The sequence below is a fragment of the uncultured Caldilinea sp. genome (genome assembly GCF_937128415.1).
Taxonomy (GTDB): Bacteria; Chloroflexota; Anaerolineae; order Caldilineales; family Caldilineaceae; genus Caldilinea.
The window spans coordinates 16,987-35,078 of the sequence record NZ_CAKZMJ010000037.1; the positions used below are offsets into that span (position 1 = coordinate 16,987).

Below are 18,092 nucleotides of genomic sequence, written 5' to 3' on the forward strand. Positions count from 1 at the left end.
GGCGGCCGTCTTGATCATCTGCATTGTACTGATCGGCGGCGTCTCCATGGTTTCAGCGTTTTTGGTGGAGCCAGGGACCAACACCTCACAGTCTACTGCAAATCCATTGACTCCAACCAATATCGTTGCGAATGAATTTTCGTCTCTGCAAAATCTTAGCTTATCGGAGGCGTCAGAAGCCACCGGCGTGGAGGCTGATTCCACCGGAATCTCTTATCAGTTGATAGGAAACGTCTCCGACTTGGCATCCAACGCCGAAAAACCGACTGAAAGCGTCGGGATGGCGTCGCCGAAAACCGAGGCGGCGCCCTTCGTCGTTGGGGTGCAAGATGTTTTTCTGTACGCCGGGCCGGATTTTGGCTCCGAACAGGTCGGCTCTCTGAAGGCGGGCAACGCAGTGCGCGCTCAGGCCTGCAATCCAGGTTGCACCTGGCTCCGACTTGACTCCAGCCGCTGGATTCCGAGCGAAGCGGTGGGGTCGCCTCCCGCCGGCCTGCCGATCGTCGACGCCGAGGCGACTCCGACGGCGACTGCGCCGGTCGTTTTCGTCTGGCCGACGGTGACCCCGACGCCGCTTCCTACGCCGACTGCGGAGTGGAGCGGTCCCCGCGCGAAAGAGTATGCGATTTTGCGGCGAGGGCCGGGCACTATCTACGACCGCGTGGGAGTGGCTGCTCCTGGCGCTCCGTTGCGCGTCACGGCGCAAAATCAGGCGGGAGATTGGTATCAGCTGGAAAATGGCGCATGGGTGGCCGCCTTTTTGTTGGATCAACGACCTGGCGAGTTGCCGGTCGCCGCAAATATTCCGCCCCGGCCTGCGGGCGCTCGCGATCTGGCGGTGACCTTCTCTTCTCCCTGGTATGCATGCATCCAGAGCATGAGCGCCTTCGCCAATGACGAGGGAGAGAACGTCCAACAGTGGGTGTATCGCAGCTTCCGAGTGACCCTGTCCATCGAAAACCTCAACACCACGCCGGTCTTGCCCGTCTACCGTCCAACGCGGTGGATCATCACGGATGGCGTCGTGGACTCCGTGGAGACGGTAAGCTGGCGTGCAAAAGATTCGAGGCCGGTGACCGAGCGTCAATCCATTCTGTACTATCAAGATGTCTCTCGCCCAGAAACCTGGTATTTGTTGTCATTGGGGCGGGAGCAGTGGGTGAAAGCTGTGGAGTTCGAGTGGAACGGCGAGGTGCACCGCGTCGAGTACACGCTGGACGAGGCCAGAAATCAACAAAATTATCGAGATTGTGGGCCTTCGAGAAACGGCTCGGATGGGTGAGAAACGGCCCGTTGTAGTATACTGGTGAACAGTGAATCGCATCCCTGTAGGAACGCCGTCAGCCGGGAGCCGCCATGAACTTCGACTTGACCGCCGAACAGCGCGAATTTAAGCGCATTGTGCATGACTTTGTCGAGAGAGAGGTGCGACCCCGCGCGCGCCACGTCGACGAAACGGGCGAGTTCAACTGGGACGCGGTGCGCAAGATGGGGCCGATGGGGATGCTGGGGTTGCAGGTTCCGGAGGAGTACGGCGGCGCAGGACTGGACGCCATCTGCGCCACTATCGCCATTGAGGAGCTGGGCTGGGGCTGCGGCTCGACTGCGCTGGCGATCTCGGCGCATAATCATCTGGGGCTTGGTCCCCTCGTGGACTTCGGCTCCGAGGCGCTCAAGCGACGTTGGTTGCCGCAGTTGGCGACCGGTCGCGGACGCCTCGCCTGTCTGGCGCTCACCGAGCCGGGCGCCGGCTCCGACCTGCAGGGAGGCGTGCGCACGCGTGCAGTGCGCGAGGGCGATGCGTGGGTGATCAACGGCGCTAAGATGTGGGCCACCAACGCCGGCATCGCCGACATCATCATTGCGCTCTGTCGCACCGACCCGGCCGGCGGCAGCCACAGTCTCAGCCAGATTTTGATTCCGACGGATGCGCCGGGGGTCATCATCGGCCCGCCCGAGAAAAAGATGGGGCTGAACGGCTCGCCGACGCATGCCGTGACCTTCGACAACGTGCGCGTGCCCGTCGAGAATCTGGTCGGAGAGGAAGGATTCGGCCTGCAACAGACGTTGGCGACCCTGAGCAAGGGGCGCATCAGCATCGGCGCGTTGGCGCTGGGCCTGGCGCAGGCCGCCTACGAGCGCGCGCTCGCCTACGCTAAGGAACGCCATGCCTTCGGCCAACCCATCGCCAACTTTCAGGCCATCCAGTTCATGCTGGCCGACGCCGCCACCGAGCTGCACGCAGCGCGCCTCCTGCTCTATCACGCCGCATGGCTTAAGGATCAAGGGCGGCCTTTCGCCACGGCGGCCGGCATGGCGAAGCTGTTCGCCACCGAAGTCAGCGAGCGCATCTGTCGCAACGCCATCCAGATTCACGGCGGCTATGGCTACAGCCGCGAGTATGAGGTCGAGCGCATGTATCGAGACACGCGGCTGATGTCGATCGGCGAAGGCACCAGCGAAATTCAACGCATGGTGATCGCACGCAGCATTTTGAAAGGCGAGAGCGTGTAAACGTAGAAGGTGTAAGATTGCAAACCGCCGTTGTGACGTAGGCGCAGCTCGTAGCTGCGCTTCCTTGAATGGCCCAAAATCTTGTGATTCGTCGAGGATGTGCGGCTGAGAGCCGCACCTACGGGAAAACGGCGTTGCGATCCGTCGAGGATGTGCAGCTGGGAGCCGCATCTATCTACCGAAGAACCGCCGTTGTGACGTGGGCGCAGCTCGTAGCTGCGCTTCCTTGAATGGCCCAAAATCTTGTGATTCGTCGAGGATGTGCGGCTGGGAGCCGCACCTACGGGAAAACGGCGTTGCGTGTTGATTTTATTTTTCGGATCGGAAGACGAAAATTTCTCCGATGAGGTTAGCAATTCTGGCCGACATCCACGGCAATCTACCCGCGTTGGAGGCTGTGCTCGCAGCGCTGGAGCAGATTCAGCCGGACTACGTCGTGGTCAACGGTGATTTAATCAACGGGGCGCCGTTCAGCGTCGAGGTTGTGGACTGTATTTGCTCGTTGGACTGGGTGGTGCTGCGCGGCAACCACGAGTTCTATCTGCTCGACCTGGGCACCCCGCGCGCAATTCCCGGCAGCGAGGACCCCACGCGTTGGGGGCAGCTTCACTGGTTGGCGGCGCGCATGCGACCCGAACAGATCGCCTATCTCGCCATGCTGCCGGACGAACGCACGCTCTATCTGCCCGGCACGCAACCCATCCGCATCACGCATGGGCTTCCCGGCCGCAACAAAGTCGGCCTTCACCCTGCCCAGTCCGACGAAGAGATCGCCGTTGCGTTGGGAGAAGTGCGTGAGCAGACGTTCGTGACGGCGCACACCCACGTTCAGATCGACCGCCATGTGCGTTGGCAGCCTACGCTGAACGGCGAATTGAGCGCCCATCCGCACGGCGACATGCAGATGCCCGCCGCCCCGCGCACCTGGCATGTGATCAACCCGGGCAGCGTCGGCCTGCCCTTGAATCAACGACCCACAGCCCAGTTCGCCGTGTTGGAAGCGGCGCACGACGCCGATGCGCCCGGCGGCTGGCGCGCGCGCCATTTCGACGTCGCCTACGACCGGCGTCCTGTCCTCGATGCGTTCAAGACCTCCGGCATGTTGGCGGCGGGCGGTGTGTTCTCGACGCTCTTTTACTGGGAAGTGGTGACGGCGGCGCCGGAGATCATCTACTTCTATCGCTGGGCTTACGAACGCGGCATGGACCCCGACCGCGATGGGCTGGAAGCGACGTTTGAGCGGTACGCCGTGGAGAGCGGGCGCCGTGATTTCGTTCGTCTGCATGATCCTCTCTACAATGGGGCGACAGGATGAAGCGCGTACGCCTGGCTTTTCTCGCCGATATTCACGGCAATTTGCCCGCGCTGGAGGCCGTCTTGCACGATCTGCGCAGTCAGGCGCCGGATCAGGTCTTTCTGGGCGGCGATCTGGTCAATCGCTGCCCCTGGAACAACGAGGTGATGGATCTGTTGGCCGACCTGGGGTGGCCTTCTGTCATCGGCAACCATGATCTGGTGGCGGCGCGCATCCACACGCCTTACAACCCGCCGCCCTTCACCGACCGTCAGCGCTATCGCTCGCTTTGGTGGACTGCCTCTACGCTGCATGAGCGCCATCTGCAGACGTTGCGACAGCTGCCTCCTGCGCGGCGCATCGACTTCAAGCCCTTTCCGCCGATTCGACTTTTCCATGGGACGCCGGAGAATATGTTCTTAGGGCTTTATCAGGAGATGAACGAGGCGACGATCGCTGCGTTGCTCAGGGGTGTGGCCGAAGCGGTGGTGGTGTGCGCCCACACGCATCGCCCGATGGCGCGGCGCACCGGCGGATGGACGATCTTCAACGGCGGCAGCGTGGGGTTGCCGTACAACGGCGACCCGCGCGCCCAGTATCTGCTCCTCGACGGCGTGGTGGAGCGCGGCGTTCATCGCTGGGAGCCCTGTTTTCGCCGCGTGGCGTATGACCACAGCGTGTTGCGCCCGGCCTATGAAGCGTCCGGAATGTTGGCGGCCACCGGCGCCGTCGGCGAGCTGCATCTGCTCACCGCGGAGACCGGTCAACCCTACAGCAGCGATTTTGGCATTTGGCTGCGCGAACAATCCGACGAAATCCGCAACGACCTCGATCGCGCGGTGCCGCTGTATCTGGCGCAGCACGCACCCGGAAAGTGGGCGTTTTCCGGCCTGCTCCGAGCCACTGCTTCCTGACGCCCCATGAATCTGCTCACGTTGAATCGCATCTCCAAACAATACGGCGAGCGGCTGCTCTTCCAGGAGGTCAGCTTGCTGGTCAATGAAGGCGACAGGATCGGGCTGATCGGCGTCAACGGCAGCGGGAAGAGCACCCTGCTCAAGATCGCCGCCGGCCTCGAAGCGCCCGACAGCGGCGAAGTGCTGACTCCGGGCGGCGTGCGCATCGAGCACCTTGCTCAGGAGCCTGAACTTGATGATCGCCTGACCGTGTTGGAGACAGTCTTCCGCAGCAGCTCTCCGCAAATGCAGTTGCTGCGCGCATACGAGCAGGTTGTGGCGCAGCTCGAACAGCGTCCGCAAGACCTACAGCTTCAGGAGTCGCTGCATCGCCTGAGCGCCGAAATGGATCGGTGCGACGGCTGGGTGGCCGAAGCCCATGCGCGCGCCATCCTGACCCGGCTCGGCGTGACCGATTTCACGGCGCGCGTCGGCGCGCTCAGCGGCGGTCAGCGCAAGCGCGTGGCGCTGGCGAGGGCGCTGATCGACCGCGCCGATCTGCTGATCCTCGACGAGCCGACCAACCACATCGACGCCGACGCCGTCGCCTGGCTGGAGGAGTATCTGGTCGCTGCGCCGGGCGCGCTGCTGATGGTGACGCACGACCGCTACTTTTTAGACCGCGTGGTGAACCGCATCGTCGCGCTGGATCGCCGCCAGCTGGTCAGTTATCCGGGCAACTACAGCGAATATCTGGCGGCTCGCATCGCCCGCCAGGAGCGGCTGGCTGCAGCCGAAGCCAAACGCCGCAATCTGCTGCGCCGCGAGCTGGAGTGGCTGCGCCGTCAACCGATGGCGCGCGGCACGAAGCAGAAGGCGCGCAAGCAGCGCGTCGAGGAGCTGATGCAGATTCAGCACGACAGCGGCGAGGATCGCGTGGCGATCGCACTGGCGTCGCGGCGGCTGGGGCGCAAGGTGCTGGACGCGCGCGGATTGGTCAAACGGTTCGGTGCGACGCCCGTCGTGAACGGCGTCGACCTCCGCCTCGAAGCCGGCGACCGCATCGGCATCGTGGGGCCAAACGGTGCGGGAAAAAGCACGTTGCTCGATCTGCTGGCGGGCAAACTGACTCCCGACGCCGGCGTCATCGAATGGGGCGAGACGGCGGCCATCGGCTACTATGACCAGCGCAGCGTCGACCTGCGCGACGATCTGCGCCTGCTTGAGTTCATCGAACAGGAAGCGCCGCTCATTCGCACCAAAACGGGCGAACGGGTTGAAGCAGCGCACATGCTCGAATGGTTCCTCTTCCCGCGCACGATGCACCAGGCGCGCATCGGCAGCCTGAGCGGCGGTGAGCGTCGGCGGCTTTATCTCTTGCGCACGCTGATCCATCAGCCCAATGTGCTGCTCCTCGACGAACCGACCAATGACCTTGACGTCGAAACGTTGACGGTGCTGGAGGAATTTCTCGATCACTTCAACGGCGCGCTCATCGTCGTCAGTCATGACCGTTATTTTCTGGATCGCACGGTCGATTTTCTGATCGCCATGGAGGAAGGACGGCTGGGGCCGCGCTATCCGACGCCGTATGAAACATTCGCACGTTTGCGAGCGGAGCATGCATCTCGTCCGAGGCAGATGGCAGGCGCCGCGGCGACGTCCAGACGCACTTCCCGGCGCACAGGGCTGACCTGGAAGGAGGCGCGCGACCTGGAGGCGCTGGAGGAGGAGATCGCCGGGCTGGAGGCGCAAAAAAACGCGCTGTTGGACGAAATCGCGCAGATCGGGGATAATTACGCGCGTCTCCGGGATCTCTCGATCCAGGTGACTGCACTTGATCAGAGGCTAGAAGCGGCTTTGGAACGCTGGTTTGAGCTCTCCGCCAGGGCCGAATTATGAGCAGACAGGTGCATGAGGGCCTCGCGCGCAACAGCGGTCTATCATCGATGCACACATCGCAACCATACAAGAGTCCAGAGGCAAGAGTCCATCATGCTTGCGGTTACCTGTTTTCAATGCGGTCACACCGTGGAAATCAGCCCGGACGCCGATCGTTGCGCCCTGTGCGGCGCCAACCTGCGCCGCCTGATCGACGTGCGCAGCGCCTCGCGCTACTTCTACACGCGCGCAGCCGAACTTTCTGCTCGAGGGGATGTGGGGGCGGCCCTGTATGAAGTGCGGCGCGGGCTGGCGTATCAGCCTACGTCTGAGCTGCACCTGCTTGGGGCGATCCTTTGCAAGCGCATGGGGCGGCTGGACGAAATGCGGCGTCACGTCGCCGCCATTCCGGTCGATGACGTGTTGCGAGGGGAAGCGGAGTGGCTGTTGCGCTCGAGCCAGGCGCGGCGGCGCGTCGCTGCGGGCGCACGCGCCGAGGAGGAATCGCCGCTTTCCGACGACGAGCTGTTGCCGTTGAGCATGGACGAAGTGCGCCCGACGTCACATTCAGTCCAGCGCCGTTCGGGGACGCGGACGGCGGCCTTCATCGTCGGGCTGGCGGCGGTGGGCGTCGTCGGCTGGGGACTCTGGCAAGCGTCGCCGGATTGGGCGGCGCGCTTGGGATTTCAGCCGACGCCGACGCTGCAGGCGTCCATCGGGGTGGACAGCGCACAGGGCGCCCCTGCGCAGCAGGTTGCACCGCCGGAGACGCCGCAAGAGACGCCGGCGCCGGAAAATTCTCCCACCCCCTTTGTCTCCCCCAACCTGGCGGAAGTCAATCTGGAGCCGCTGGCTGCAGCCAGCCTAGAGGCGCTGCTCGCCGGCGCCGCCTTCGATTTGAAAACGATCCTGATCGAGGCGCAGCGTCCCGAACTGGCGGAAACGGTCACCGGCCGGCTGGAGGGCGGTCGATTGGTTCTGGAGGGAACGGTGTCCAGCTTTGAAGAGCGCGAGGCGCTCGTGGCGCTGTTGGAGCGTCTGCCGACGGTGGAGGAGGTTTCGGCGGTCAATGTGCGGGTGCGCCCTCCCGCCACCTACACCGTCCAGGAGGGCGACACCTTATGGGGCATCTCGATGAAGTTATATGGGACGCCTGCTCGCGTGCAGGCGCTCTTCGAGGCGAACCGCGACGTTCTCCCATCGCCGGACGCCCTGCGCGTCGGCATGGTGTTGAAGACGCCGCCGATGGAATAGCCGACAACGGGCAATTTCTGGGGCTCGCCGCATCGACAGGTTTTGCGTTCTCTTTGCGATTGACGCTGCGCGGCGTCACCGCGTCGGATGCATCGGCATCACGACATGGAGGAACTCGTCCTCGCCGATGCCGAGCGGTCGAATCATGCCCGGTCGGGTCGGCTGCGTCGTCTCGATCACGACCTGCGGCTCTTCGATCTGGCTGAGCACGTCGATCAGGTATTTGGCGTTGAAGGAAATTTCCAGGTCCTCGCCTTCCACCATGGCGTCGAGTTCGTTGACGCTGTCGCCCATCTCGGCGCTGGTGGCCGCCAGGCTGACGTGGCCAGGATTGACGCCGTTGGCGGGCCGGATTTTGATGCGCACGATGTTGGCGTTGTCGCGCGCAAAGAGGTAGGCCACGCGCACCGCCTTGAGCAGGGCGGCGGTGTCTACAACCGTGCGCGTGTTGTAGGTTTTGGGAATGATGGCGCGGTAGTCGGGAAATCTGGCGTCGATCAGCTGGCTGACCAATTCAACGCGTTGGAAGGTGCCGCCTTTGCTTTCGCCGCTCTTGCCCCAAATCTGGAAAAGAATCTGGTTGCGCTCTTGCGTCACGAAGACCTGCACCGGCCGCGACTCGTCGGCGTCGGCGCTGATGCGCGCCAGCTCGCTCAGGCTGCGTGCAGGCACGATCACGGTGACCGGCGCGGCGGGCAGCCTGCCCTCGACGGCGGCGCTGCGCACGCTGAGGCGATAGCCGTCGGTGGCCGCCATCGTGAGCCGACCCTCTTTGAAGGTCACTTCGACGCCGGTGAGCGTGGGCCGGCTTTCGTCCGTCGACGCTGCAAAGACGACCTGATCGATCATCTTGCGCAGGCCGGCCGAGCCAAGCTCAATCTGCAGCGCTTCCATGTCGGCGTTGGCGGTGATCGTCTCGAACGTGGGAATGATGGGGAAGCTGGCGGCGTCGATGCCCTTCAGGTTCGCCTCGATCGAGGCGCAGCGCAGATGGAGCGTCTGCGTGCGCACGGCGAGCTCCATGTCGATGCGCTCCGGCGGCAGGCTATTGACGAATTCGGTGAGCAGCCGCGCCGGCACCGTGATCGACCCGGCGTCTTCGACTTTGGCGTCGATCCAGCAGATTACGCCGATTTCCAGGTTGGTGGCAGCCAGGCGAAGCTGGTTGTCGTTCGCTTCGATCAAGATGTTGCCCAACACCGGCATCGTGGAGCGCGAGGAGACTGCGCGTCCGACGATCGAAAGCCCTTTGGCCAGATGCTCTTGAAGACAGCTTACCCGCACAACGTCCTCCGCTTTTTTGAGTCACTTGGCGCCGTCCGGCGCTGCTGAGTGCATACGAATGCAAAACTCTGCAAGGCGGCGCTCTTTTCAGGGTTGGTCGCACTCTGCAGAAGAGGCATGATTGGCTCTGTGAATTGATTCTCTTGGATGCGTCGTTTGGTTTGTTCGTCCGATGAGAAGGTTTGGGTGGCAAGGCCGACCTTTCATCGTGGTTGAGGGCAGTATAGCATAGACGCTCAAAAAGGCGAAGGCGAGAGACGACGAAAAAGCGAGAAGTTCTTCAGGTTATGTTCTTTGCGCTTTGCCTTCTTGCGTAGACGAGGCCTTCATCTCGCTGCAAGGAAGTCGAATCCAGAAACGCGAGCCGTCGTCGAGATTCTCCACGCCGACCGTCCCGCCGTGCGCCTCGACGATTTCTTTTACAATGGCGAGGCCCAGCCCAGAACCGCCGGCGGTGCGCGCACGGTCGAGACGATAAAAGCGCTCCCAGATGCGTTCGCGCTCCGCCTCGGGGATGCCCGGGCCGTTGTCTCGGACGCTGAACTGCACCTCTCGGGAGTTTGCCAGGTGCTCCACGGCGAGCAGGACGCGTCCACCGGCGGGAGTGTGTTTGATGGCGTTGTCGAGCAGGTTCGCCAGCGCACGGCGCAATCGCGACGCGTCCGCCGTGATTGGAGGGCAGGAAGGCGAGGGCTTCCACTCCAGCGCGATCTGCGCAACTTCAGCCTGTGGTCGAAAACTTTCCACCATCTCTGCGCCGATTTCGTTCGGATCGACGGATTGCCAATGAAGGTGGAGCTGACCGCCCTCCAAGCGCGCCAGGTCGATCACTTCTTCCACCAGATGGCCGAGTCGCTGCGCCTCCTGGTGAATGACAAGTGCGGCGCGTTGCTGCGCCTCGGGCGTGGCGGCTGCGCCATCTAGCAGCGCCTGGCTGTAGCCCAGGATGCTCGTGAGCGGCGTCTTGAGGTCGTGGCTGACGTTGGCGACGAAGTCGCGCTGCGCCTGCTGCGTCTGTTGAACCCGGTCGGCCATCTGGTTGAAGCTGGTCGCCAGCGCGTGCACCTCGGCCAGCGAGACGCGGCTGACGTCGACGCGATAACTCAGGTCGCCATCGGCCAGGGCGCGTGTGCCGGCCATCAACGGCGCCAGGCCGCGCGTGACCGCGCTCGCCGTCCACCGGCTGAGCAGAAAGATGGCGGCGGCCAGGGTCAACAGCCCGCCCACCAACAATCCCTGCGGGAGCTCCGTGATCGGTTCCACGAGGGCGCGCAAGGGAGGCGGCTGCTGCTTCAACATCACCAGCATGAGATCGTTCCTGCGCACGGGCAAGAGCAGCGTCGAGACATAATGCCAGTTTGCGTTCTCGAGTGCGACCACGCCGCGGGTGACCTGGCCGGAGAAATTCATCGCAGCGCCGCGCATGCGTCGCAGGGGCGGTTCAAAGGCCTGCGCTTCTGCAGGCTGCCAGCGTTCTCCTTGCAGGCGCTCCTCAGAGTCGAAGACAATGGTTCCCTCAGGCTCCACGACGAGCAGAATGCGCACATCCTGGGCGGCGGCCTGGCTGCGGAGGTAGTTGAAGAAACGCTCCTCCGCTTCGCTGTCGCCGGTGAGCAGCAGCGTGGCGAAATTGTTGCGCGCCAGCGTGACGGTGGGTTGCAGCCCCTCGCTCATGCGGCGCAACATGGCCTCTGTGCGCAGCGGCGCCTGCAGCGCAAGCAAAATCAATGACGCCAGCAGGAGCACGGCCAGCGCCACCAGCATGTGTGTGAGAAAGAGGCGTTTCTGCAACGTGTTGAACAAACGGTTCACCTCTTTTCCACCTCGTCGTCTGCTTCCTCGACGGCGCGAGGTTCTTTGTCCTCTCCAGAAGATGGCCCGACAATTTTGTAGCCGACGCCCCACACGGTTTCGAGCGACACGTTGCTGTTGCGCAGCTCGCGACGCAAGGCGGCGATATGGACGTCGACGGTGCGCGTCTCGCCGGCGTAGTCATATCCCCACACATGGCTGAGCAGGCGCTCCCGCGTCAGCACAATGCCGGGATTTTCCATCAGGTAGTGCAGCAGATCGAATTCTTTGGTGCGCAGGTTGACCGGCTCATCGTTGACCAGGACGGTGCGTCGCGCCGGGTCCAACGTGACGTTGCCGAGGCGCAGCGGCGCAGCGGCTTCCTCTGCTTCGTTGGAGGGGTGAGTGCGGCGCAGGACTGCGCGCACGCGCGCCACCAGCTCGCGCGGGTTGTACGGTTTGGTGACATAATCGTCTGCCCCCAACTCCAGCCCCAGGATGCGGTCGATGTCCTCGGTGCGCGCCGTCAGCATGATGATGGGAATCTGGCTCTTGCGGCGCACTTCGCGACAGACGGTCCAGCCGTCGGTTCCGGGCAACATCAGGTCGAGCACCACCAGGTCTGGATGGTCGTTTTCGATGCGCGCCAGCGCTTCGGCGCCGGTGCGCGCCGTGATGACCCGATAGCCGGCGTTTTCCAGATACATGCGATTCAACTCAACGATGTTCGACTCATCGTCGACGACCAGAACGGTGACGGTCATGCACGCTTCCTTTCTCCTCAATTCTTACAAAAAAGTGTAAGGGCAAAGCGGGGTCATTGTAAAAAAAATGTAACTTCGTCTCGATTTCATTCTGTTCTTATTGCAGGGTGATGGTATAATCGTCGGTTGATATGTTCAAGTCGTTCACCAGGCGCACGGAGCCGCAATCGATGCAGGGCAGCGAAAGGAAATCTTTATGTCTGCGGTGACAACGCCTGGGAACGCATCGAAAGAAAATGAGCGCCTGCGGGCGTTGCGCCGTCTTGAGGAGGAAGTTGCGACCTGTCAGCGTTGTTTGTTGGCGCAAGGGCGCACGCACGCCGTTCCGGGCGAAGGCAACCTCAACGCCACGGTTCTGTTTATCGGCGAGGCGCCCGGCGCTGAGGAAGACCGATCGGGTCGCCCCTTCGTAGGGCGCAGTGGTCAATATTTGACCGAAGTGCTCGCCCGGTGCGGCGTGGCGCGCAGCGAGGTGTACATCACCAACATCGTCAAGTGTCGCCCGCCCGGCAACCGCGATCCCCTGCCCGATGAGCTGGCCGCATGTGAAGGGTATCTCCTGCGCCAGATTGAAATCATTCGTCCGCGCATCATTGTGACCCTTGGACGTCTCAGCATGCGGCGCTGGTTCCCGGAAGGCTCCATTACGCGGCTTCATGGTCGCACACGCGTGACTGAAGATGGGCGCGTGGTCGTGGCGATGTTTCACCCGGCTGCAGCGTTGCGCAACCCACAGTGGCGGGTCGCCTTCGAGCAGGACATGGCTCGCTTGCCGGCGCTGGTCGAGCGCGTGCGCGCAGCGGCGCAGCGCGGCGAGACGGTGTCGCCAGAAACGCTGCAAATTGACGCAATCGGCGATGGAAAATGCTGAGCGAGGGGAAATGCTGAGCCGTCGCTCGAATGGATTTGACGCACACAGGCTCGCGTGCTGAGAGCCTGTTTCGTATTAGGTTGAGAGAATTTTTTCCACATCATCAGAGGATAAGGAGCCTTTGAGAACAACATGACAACACAGGAATTGATACAAGAGTCCACTGCAGCCGCGCAGGCTGCACCCCTGTTGCGCGTCGTCCCCCTGGGAGGGCTAGGCGAGATCGGCAAGAACATGATGGTGCTGGAGTCCGACGGGAGTCTGCTGATCATCGACGCCGGCCTGATGTTTCCCACCAGCGAAATGCACGGCATCGACATCGTGATTCCCGACGCCTCCTATGTGATGGAGCGCATGGACAAGGTGCGCGGCATCGTGCTGACGCACGGACATGAGGATCACATCGGCGCGCTGCCTTATTTCATTGAACAGGGATTGCGTGCGCCGGTCTACGCCACGGCGCTGACGCAGGGCCTGTTGGAGGTGAAGCTCCGCGAGCAGAAGCTGATCAACGAGGTGGACCTACACACGATCACGGCGGATGATGTCCTGGATCTGTCGCCGTTCACGGTGGAATTTTTCCATACGACCCACAGCTTTCCCGACAGCGTCGGCGTTGCCGTGAAGACGCCGGCCGGTCGCGTCATTGCCACCAGCGACTATCGCTTTGACCCAACGCCGGCGGACGGTCGCCCCACCGAGGAGCATAAGCTGAAAAAATGGGGCGATGAGGGCGTCCTGCTTCTGCTGGCGGACAGCACCAACGCCGAGCGCAAAGGCTCCACCGCCAGCGAGGCGACTGTGGAGCAAATGCTGGAGGAGGTGATGAGCCAGGCGGAGGGTCGCGTGCTGATGGCCACCTTCGCCTCCAACCTGGGGCGAGTGCAGCAGATGATCAACGTGGCGCGCCGACACGGGCGGCGTCTGGGCGTGGTGGGGCGCAGCATGGTTAACAACGTGCGCATCGCTATCAAGCTCGGCTACCTGGACATCAAGGAGGACGATCTCCTCACGGCCGGCGAGATGGAGTCGCTTCCGGGCCGGGAGGTCGCCATCGTCGCCACGGGCAGCCAGGGCGAGCCGACCAGCGCCATGGTGCGCATGAGCATGGGGGAGCATCGCCAGCTCACGCTGCGCGAGGGCGACACGGTGATCCTCAGCGCTGTGCCCATCCCGGGCAACGAAGAATTGTTCAACCGCACGGTGGACAACCTCTTCCGCCAGGGCGTCAATGTGCTCTATCATGAGCTGGGCAACGTGCACGTCAGCGGTCACGGCGGCCAGGATGACTACTGGCATATGTTGGACCTGACGCGACCCAAATACTTCATCCCGGTGCACGGCGAGTATCGACACCTCGTTCTGCATGCGCGTCTGGCCGAACGCTGGGGATTGCCCAAGGATCACATTTTTGTCATCGAAGACGGGGAAACCGTCGAGTTCGGCGATTTTTCCGATTCCGGCGAGATCGAGGCGCGGCGCGGAGAGAAGCTGGAGGCCGGCCATGTGTACGTCGACGGCCTGGGCGTGGGCGACATCGGCAACGTTGTCCTGCGCGATCGCCGTCAGTTGAGCCAGGAAGGTTTTATTGTCTGCATCGTCGCCATCGACGAGTTCGACGGCGAGATCATTTACGGCCCAGAAATTGTCAGCCGCGGCTTTGTGTATATGCGAGAGCAGGAGGATCTGATTCGCCGCGCGGAAGAAGCCGTCTCCAAAGTGCTTAAGAAAAAGGCGCCGATCGCGGTGCTGGAGAACAAGATCAAGGATGCGCTCGGCGCTTTCGCTGCGCGAGAGATCGGGCGCAGGCCGATGATCCTGCCGATCGTGATCGAAGTGTAGGCAGAGCAGAAGATGTCCAGACCGGCGAAATACATTCCCTACTACGACGACATCGTCGAGGCGATGGCGACGCCCGGCTGCGCCTTCTGCAAGCTTCAGCAGCGCGCCGCCGAGCGATATCTGGACGCCTTTCTATGGGAGAGCGTCAACGATCCGAGGCTGCGGCGCGAGGTGAGCGCAGCGAGAGGGTTTTGCCGAGATCACGCCTGGCTGCTTGTGCGGCCAGGCGCTGCGCTCAGCGCCGCCATTATCTACAAAGACGTGGTGGACGCAGTGGCGAACGCCGTCCGGACGGCCGCCGTCGCCGAAAAGCGTTCGTTCTGGAAGCAGATGAAGTCGTTCTGGGGAGGAAACCCTGGCGATGAGGACCGCGTCGTGCGGACGCTTCAGCCGCAACAGCCGTGTCCGGTCTGTGTGAACGCCGCTGAAATTGAAGGCCACCTGTGCGCCACGGTGCTTGCCGCCATGAAACGCTCGGAGGATTTTCTGAGCCATTATCGGGCGTCTTCGGGGCTCTGTCTCGCCCATTTTGGCGCGCTGCTTGCTGCGACCTCCCAGCCTGCGCTGCGACGTCCCCTGATTGAGACGCAACTTGCGATCTGGGAGACGTTGCATGCGGAGCTGGCCGAATTCATCCGCAAGAACGACCATCGCTTCCGCGGGGAAACGTTCGGCGTGGAGCGAGATTCCTGGGAGCGAGCCATGGCGTTGACCTCGGGGCCGCAGCCTGCTGCGACGTCCTCTCGGGGAGGGCTCACCCAGACCGGATAGCTGCATTTACGGCGCTGGAGAGCAGCTTGCACTTTCACCACGCTTTCATGACGCGATGCGGTTCAGAATGATCTCGGCGATATCGAGCGCCGCTCGCGGCCGTCCCATCTTGGCGGCTTGCATCGCCATCTGTCGCAGACGCTCTGGCTCATCCAGCAACGAAAGTGTGGCCGTAGGTACGATTTCCGGCATGCGCAACTGCATGCCTGCGCCGGCCGCCACGACGAAATCGGCGTTCCATTCTTCTTGACCAGGAATAGGGTCAATTATGATCATCGGCGTGTTGCGCGCCAACACCTCGCTGACGATCAGTCCCCCGGACTTGCTGATCACCACGTCGCTCGCCACGATCAGATCGTCGACGTAATCGATCAACCCCACCTTGCGCAGCTCCATCTGCGGTCCGCTTTGCAGATCTTCCAACGAGGCCGCCAGCTCCCGGTTGCGGCCGGCCACCACCACGGCGCAGGATGGCTTGTCCGCCTCTTCCAACATGCGCTCAAGGAGCAGCCGCACTCGTTTCGGTTCGATCCCGCCGCCGAAGATGGCGATCACAGGACGGTCCAACGGCAGATCGCGCGCTCTGCGCATCTCCTCCGGCGTTTTAGGTGTCAACATCTCCAGGCGGACGGGAATGCCTGTCACGTGAACTCGCTCGGCGGGAACCCCGCGGCGCTGCAACACGTATCCGGTCTGCGGATGGGCGACGAAGTATCCCTCCACCTCGGGCGCAATCCAGGAGGCGTGAACCATGTAGTCGGTGACGACGACGAAGATCGGTTGGCGAATGCGCCCTTGTTGCTTAAGAAAGCTCACCGCCGCCAGCGGAAACTGTTGAGTGCAGACGATGGCGTCGGGTTTGGTGCGCTCAATAAATTTCGCCAGTCCGTGCAGGAATGGGGTGTAGAGGGCGTCGGTGAGCATGTTAGAGGTCATGGCGAAGGAAAGCTCATCGACGTCGGTCGATTCGTAGTAAATTTCATAGAGCAGCGGCGCCCGCTCGCTCAACCGTTCGTACAGCGTCGAGACGGCGCTGCGCAGCGGCTGGGCGATATGCTCGAAAATATCCTCCACCACCACGATATGCTGCGGGTCCAGATGACGAAACGCAGCAGCCAATGACTTCGATGCGCTCAGGTGGCCCGACCCGAACGGGGAATAAAAAATAAGGATGCGCGCCATACAGTACGCCTTTCTGGTAGACGATGAGACGACAATCCGCGGAATGGAACGGCGATCCCGTCCGCAGCGTTCATTCTGTGCATTATACGCCATCTATCACCTTGTAGGCGTCAACGTTCGATCAACGCTCGGGTTATACACTGAAGAGGCGAAGATGGCTGAAACGATTGTGAATCGGAACACTCAGATGAACAGGCGAAGACGCACCGTTGACATTGAGCTGATCATTTTACTGGTCGCCCTGATTCTGCTCTCCATCGCTGCGCAGTGGGTGAATCGCAACCTGAATCTGACCGAAGCCGATCTTCCGGCAGGAGAGCTGCGCCTTGCGCCCCCTCCTTCGCCTGAAGTTTTTGCAGATTTGTATGGAGCGCCGTCCCGCATTGACCCCTGACGCTGGCTTCCGCAGGTCACCGTTTCGGGTGTGACATCCCACTCATGCAGCAATTCAAGGAAGCGCTGCTACGAGCCGCGCCTATGCAACAACGCCGTTTTCCCGTAGGTGCGGCTCGCAGCCGCACATCCTCGATGGATCGCAACGCCGTTTTCCCGTAGGTGCGGCTCGCAGCCGCACGTCCCGATGGAGCGCAAGCTTTGGGGCGGTTTAAGGAAGCGCTGCTACGAGCAGCGCCTACAATATTTCCCTTCTTTGAATGAATTACAATCGGTTCCTGTATGATGAAATTTCGTCGCCGGGACGAGAGCGCGCAGAGGCTTTTATGGAAAACCCCGCGCCTTTGATGTACTTTTTCTTCAGCGCACCGCGCTCCCACCGGCAATCGGCGGAATGTGCGGAATGTATATAATGATGAAATGACGCAGACACTGCCAAAACTCTCTCATCCTTTCAGCCTTTCTTCCTCAGAGACGGCCCGGCGTCTGGTCGAGGCGCTCTGGCGCATCTATCGCCGACCGGAGCGACCGACCGCATGGGACGGCGGCGGCAATCTGCCCTGGAACGACCCGGCCTTCTCAGAGCGCATGCTCCGGGAGCACCTGGATGAATCGCATGGCGCAGCCTCGCGCAACAGCGCCGAGCGCAGCCTGCAGATCGAGTGGCTCTGGCAGCGGCTGGCGCTGGCTCCAGGCAGTCGCGTGCTCGACCTGACCTGCGGCCCCGGACTCTACGCCGTCCCTCTGGCCGAACGGGGCTGTTGCGTGACGGGCGTCGATTTTGCGCCGGCCTCGATTCGCTATGCGCGCGAGCTTGCCGCCCGCCAGGGCGTAGCCGAACGATGCACCTTCATCGAGAGCGACGTGCGCTCAGTTGCACTTGAGCCCGGCGCGTTTGACGCTGCGCTTTTTCTGTACGGCCAACTCGCCGTCTTTCCGCGGGAAGAGGCGGCGTCGCTTTTGCGTCGAATGGCGGAGGCGTTGCGGCCGGGCGGGGTTGCATGCATCGAGCTGCTCGATCAGGAGAAGGTGGACAAGACGCACAGCACGTGGTGGTTCACCGACGACACAGGATTGTGGGGCGACGCGCCTTTCCTCAGCCTGGGTGAACGCTTCTGGGACGAGGAGGCGGCGCTGTCGATGGAGCGCTACTACACCCTTCATCTGGAAAGTGGACAGCTCGACGAAATTCTGCTTTGCGACCAGACCTATGCAGTAGAGGAAATGAAGACGATGCTGGAGCAAGCGGGCTTTGCGGCGGTCTCTGTCTATCCCGCCTGGGATGGCCTTCCGCTGTACGATGCGGCGGAGTGGAACGTGTATCTGGCCTTCCGACGTTATGACGCAAAATAACA

At 62.3% G+C, this 18,092-nt stretch carries 15 protein-coding genes; 11 read left to right on the forward strand and 4 right to left on the reverse strand.

The annotated features are described in order from the left end of the window. The first annotated feature begins 280 nt into the window (after window positions 1-280). The 6 genes from Q0367_RS06360 (at window position 281) to Q0367_RS06385 (ending at window position 7,839) form a co-directional block, all read left to right on the forward strand. On the forward strand, window positions 281-1,282 hold the full coding sequence (locus Q0367_RS06360; protein WP_297634633.1) for a hypothetical protein: 1,002 nt from the start codon (window positions 281-283) through the stop codon (window positions 1,280-1,282). Window positions 1,283-1,356: 74 nt separating this feature from the next. After that, complete coding sequence (locus tag Q0367_RS06365) at window positions 1,357-2,514, forward strand: acyl-CoA dehydrogenase family protein (RefSeq protein ID WP_298981266.1); 1,158 nt, start codon at window positions 1,357-1,359, stop codon at window positions 2,512-2,514. A 343-nt stretch (window positions 2,515-2,857) separates the two neighbouring features. Beyond that, window positions 2,858-3,829 (forward strand): metallophosphoesterase, encoded by a 972-nt coding sequence (locus Q0367_RS06370; protein WP_297634610.1) that lies wholly within the window; start codon window positions 2,858-2,860, stop codon window positions 3,827-3,829. Further along, a complete protein-coding gene (locus tag Q0367_RS06375; protein WP_298981267.1) occupies window positions 3,826-4,722 on the forward strand; it encodes a metallophosphoesterase in 897 nt (298 codons plus the stop codon). The genes Q0367_RS06370 and Q0367_RS06375 overlap by 4 nt, the downstream gene beginning before the upstream one ends. Window positions 4,723-4,728: 6 nt before the next feature. Next, entirely contained in the window at window positions 4,729-6,606 is a 1,878-nt protein-coding gene (locus tag Q0367_RS06380) for an ABC-F family ATP-binding cassette domain-containing protein (RefSeq protein ID WP_297634590.1), read from the forward strand. Between the two features lie 93 nt (window positions 6,607-6,699). After that, the gene (locus tag Q0367_RS06385; RefSeq protein WP_298981268.1) at window positions 6,700-7,839 is read left to right on the forward strand and encodes a LysM peptidoglycan-binding domain-containing protein; all 1,140 of its coding nucleotides are present in this window, start codon (window positions 6,700-6,702) and stop codon (window positions 7,837-7,839) included. Window positions 7,840-7,914: 75 nt separating this feature from the next. Here Q0367_RS06385 and dnaN read toward each other — a convergent pair whose 3' ends face one another. The 3 genes from dnaN to Q0367_RS06400 all read right to left on the reverse strand — a co-directional run bounded on the left by dnaN (window position 7,915) and on the right by Q0367_RS06400 (window position 11,678). Continuing rightward, on the reverse strand, window positions 7,915-9,123 hold the full coding sequence (dnaN, locus tag Q0367_RS06390; RefSeq protein WP_297634582.1) for a DNA polymerase III subunit beta: 1,209 nt from the start codon (window positions 9,121-9,123) through the stop codon (window positions 7,915-7,917). 285 nt (window positions 9,124-9,408) lie between these two features. Next, window positions 9,409-10,935, reverse strand: a complete 1,527-nt coding sequence (locus Q0367_RS06395) for a cell wall metabolism sensor histidine kinase WalK (RefSeq protein ID WP_297634579.1) — start codon at window positions 10,933-10,935, stop codon at window positions 9,409-9,411. Next, window positions 10,932-11,678 (reverse strand): response regulator transcription factor, encoded by a 747-nt coding sequence (locus Q0367_RS06400; RefSeq protein WP_297634577.1) that lies wholly within the window; start codon window positions 11,676-11,678, stop codon window positions 10,932-10,934. Before Q0367_RS06400 ends, Q0367_RS06395 begins: the two co-directional genes overlap by 4 nt. 196 nt (window positions 11,679-11,874) lie before the next feature. On the opposite strand from Q0367_RS06400, the gene Q0367_RS06405 reads away from it, so the two are divergent. The 3 genes from Q0367_RS06405 to Q0367_RS06415 all read left to right on the forward strand — a co-directional run bounded on the left by Q0367_RS06405 (window position 11,875) and on the right by Q0367_RS06415 (window position 15,162). Beyond that, window positions 11,875-12,549 (forward strand): uracil-DNA glycosylase, encoded by a 675-nt coding sequence (locus Q0367_RS06405; protein ID WP_297634574.1) that lies wholly within the window; start codon window positions 11,875-11,877, stop codon window positions 12,547-12,549. A gap of 132 nt (window positions 12,550-12,681) precedes the next feature. Then, window positions 12,682-14,391: a ribonuclease J gene (locus Q0367_RS06410; protein WP_298981270.1), complete on the forward strand. Its 1,710-nt coding sequence runs from the start codon at window positions 12,682-12,684 to the stop codon at window positions 14,389-14,391. 12 nt (window positions 14,392-14,403) lie between these two features. After that, the gene (locus tag Q0367_RS06415; protein ID WP_297634568.1) at window positions 14,404-15,162 is read left to right on the forward strand and encodes a DUF6062 family protein; all 759 of its coding nucleotides are present in this window, start codon (window positions 14,404-14,406) and stop codon (window positions 15,160-15,162) included. A 45-nt stretch (window positions 15,163-15,207) separates the two neighbouring features. Here Q0367_RS06415 and Q0367_RS06420 read toward each other — a convergent pair whose 3' ends face one another. Beyond that, a complete protein-coding gene (locus Q0367_RS06420; RefSeq protein WP_297634565.1) occupies window positions 15,208-16,344 on the reverse strand; it encodes an MGDG synthase family glycosyltransferase in 1,137 nt (378 codons plus the stop codon). Between the two features lie 154 nt (window positions 16,345-16,498). Here Q0367_RS06420 and Q0367_RS06425 point away from each other — a divergent pair, with 154 nt between their 5' ends. Both Q0367_RS06425 and Q0367_RS06430 read left to right on the forward strand, forming a co-directional pair. Further along, window positions 16,499-16,738: a hypothetical protein gene (locus tag Q0367_RS06425; RefSeq protein WP_297634562.1), complete on the forward strand. Its 240-nt coding sequence runs from the start codon at window positions 16,499-16,501 to the stop codon at window positions 16,736-16,738. Window positions 16,739-17,157: 419 nt separating this feature from the next. After that, complete coding sequence (locus Q0367_RS06430; protein WP_297634559.1) at window positions 17,158-18,090, forward strand: cyclopropane-fatty-acyl-phospholipid synthase family protein; 933 nt, start codon at window positions 17,158-17,160, stop codon at window positions 18,088-18,090. The last annotated feature ends 2 nt before the right edge of the window (window positions 18,091-18,092 follow it).

Coding starts and splice junctions, on each gene's coding strand:
- Q0367_RS06360 (WP_297634633.1), top strand. CDS start 281: ATGGCGTCGCCGAAAACCGAGGCGGCGCCCTTCGTCGTTGGGGTGCAA.
- Q0367_RS06365 (WP_298981266.1), top strand. CDS start 1,357: ATGAACTTCGACTTGACCGCCGAACAGCGCGAATTTAAGCGCATTGTG.
- Q0367_RS06370 (WP_297634610.1), top strand. CDS start 2,858: ATGAGGTTAGCAATTCTGGCCGACATCCACGGCAATCTACCCGCGTTG.
- Q0367_RS06375 (WP_298981267.1), top strand. CDS start 3,826: ATGAAGCGCGTACGCCTGGCTTTTCTCGCCGATATTCACGGCAATTTG.
- Q0367_RS06380 (WP_297634590.1), top strand. CDS start 4,729: ATGAATCTGCTCACGTTGAATCGCATCTCCAAACAATACGGCGAGCGG.
- Q0367_RS06385 (WP_298981268.1), top strand. CDS start 6,700: ATGCTTGCGGTTACCTGTTTTCAATGCGGTCACACCGTGGAAATCAGC.
- Q0367_RS06400 (WP_297634577.1), bottom strand. CDS start 11,678: ATGACCGTCACCGTTCTGGTCGTCGACGATGAGTCGAACATCGTTGAG.
- Q0367_RS06405 (WP_297634574.1), top strand. CDS start 11,875: ATGTCTGCGGTGACAACGCCTGGGAACGCATCGAAAGAAAATGAGCGC.
- Q0367_RS06410 (WP_298981270.1), top strand. CDS start 12,682: ATGACAACACAGGAATTGATACAAGAGTCCACTGCAGCCGCGCAGGCT.
- Q0367_RS06415 (WP_297634568.1), top strand. CDS start 14,404: ATGTCCAGACCGGCGAAATACATTCCCTACTACGACGACATCGTCGAG.
- Q0367_RS06420 (WP_297634565.1), bottom strand. CDS start 16,344: ATGGCGCGCATCCTTATTTTTTATTCCCCGTTCGGGTCGGGCCACCTG.
- Q0367_RS06425 (WP_297634562.1), top strand. CDS start 16,499: ATGGCTGAAACGATTGTGAATCGGAACACTCAGATGAACAGGCGAAGA.
- Q0367_RS06430 (WP_297634559.1), top strand. CDS start 17,158: ATGACGCAGACACTGCCAAAACTCTCTCATCCTTTCAGCCTTTCTTCC.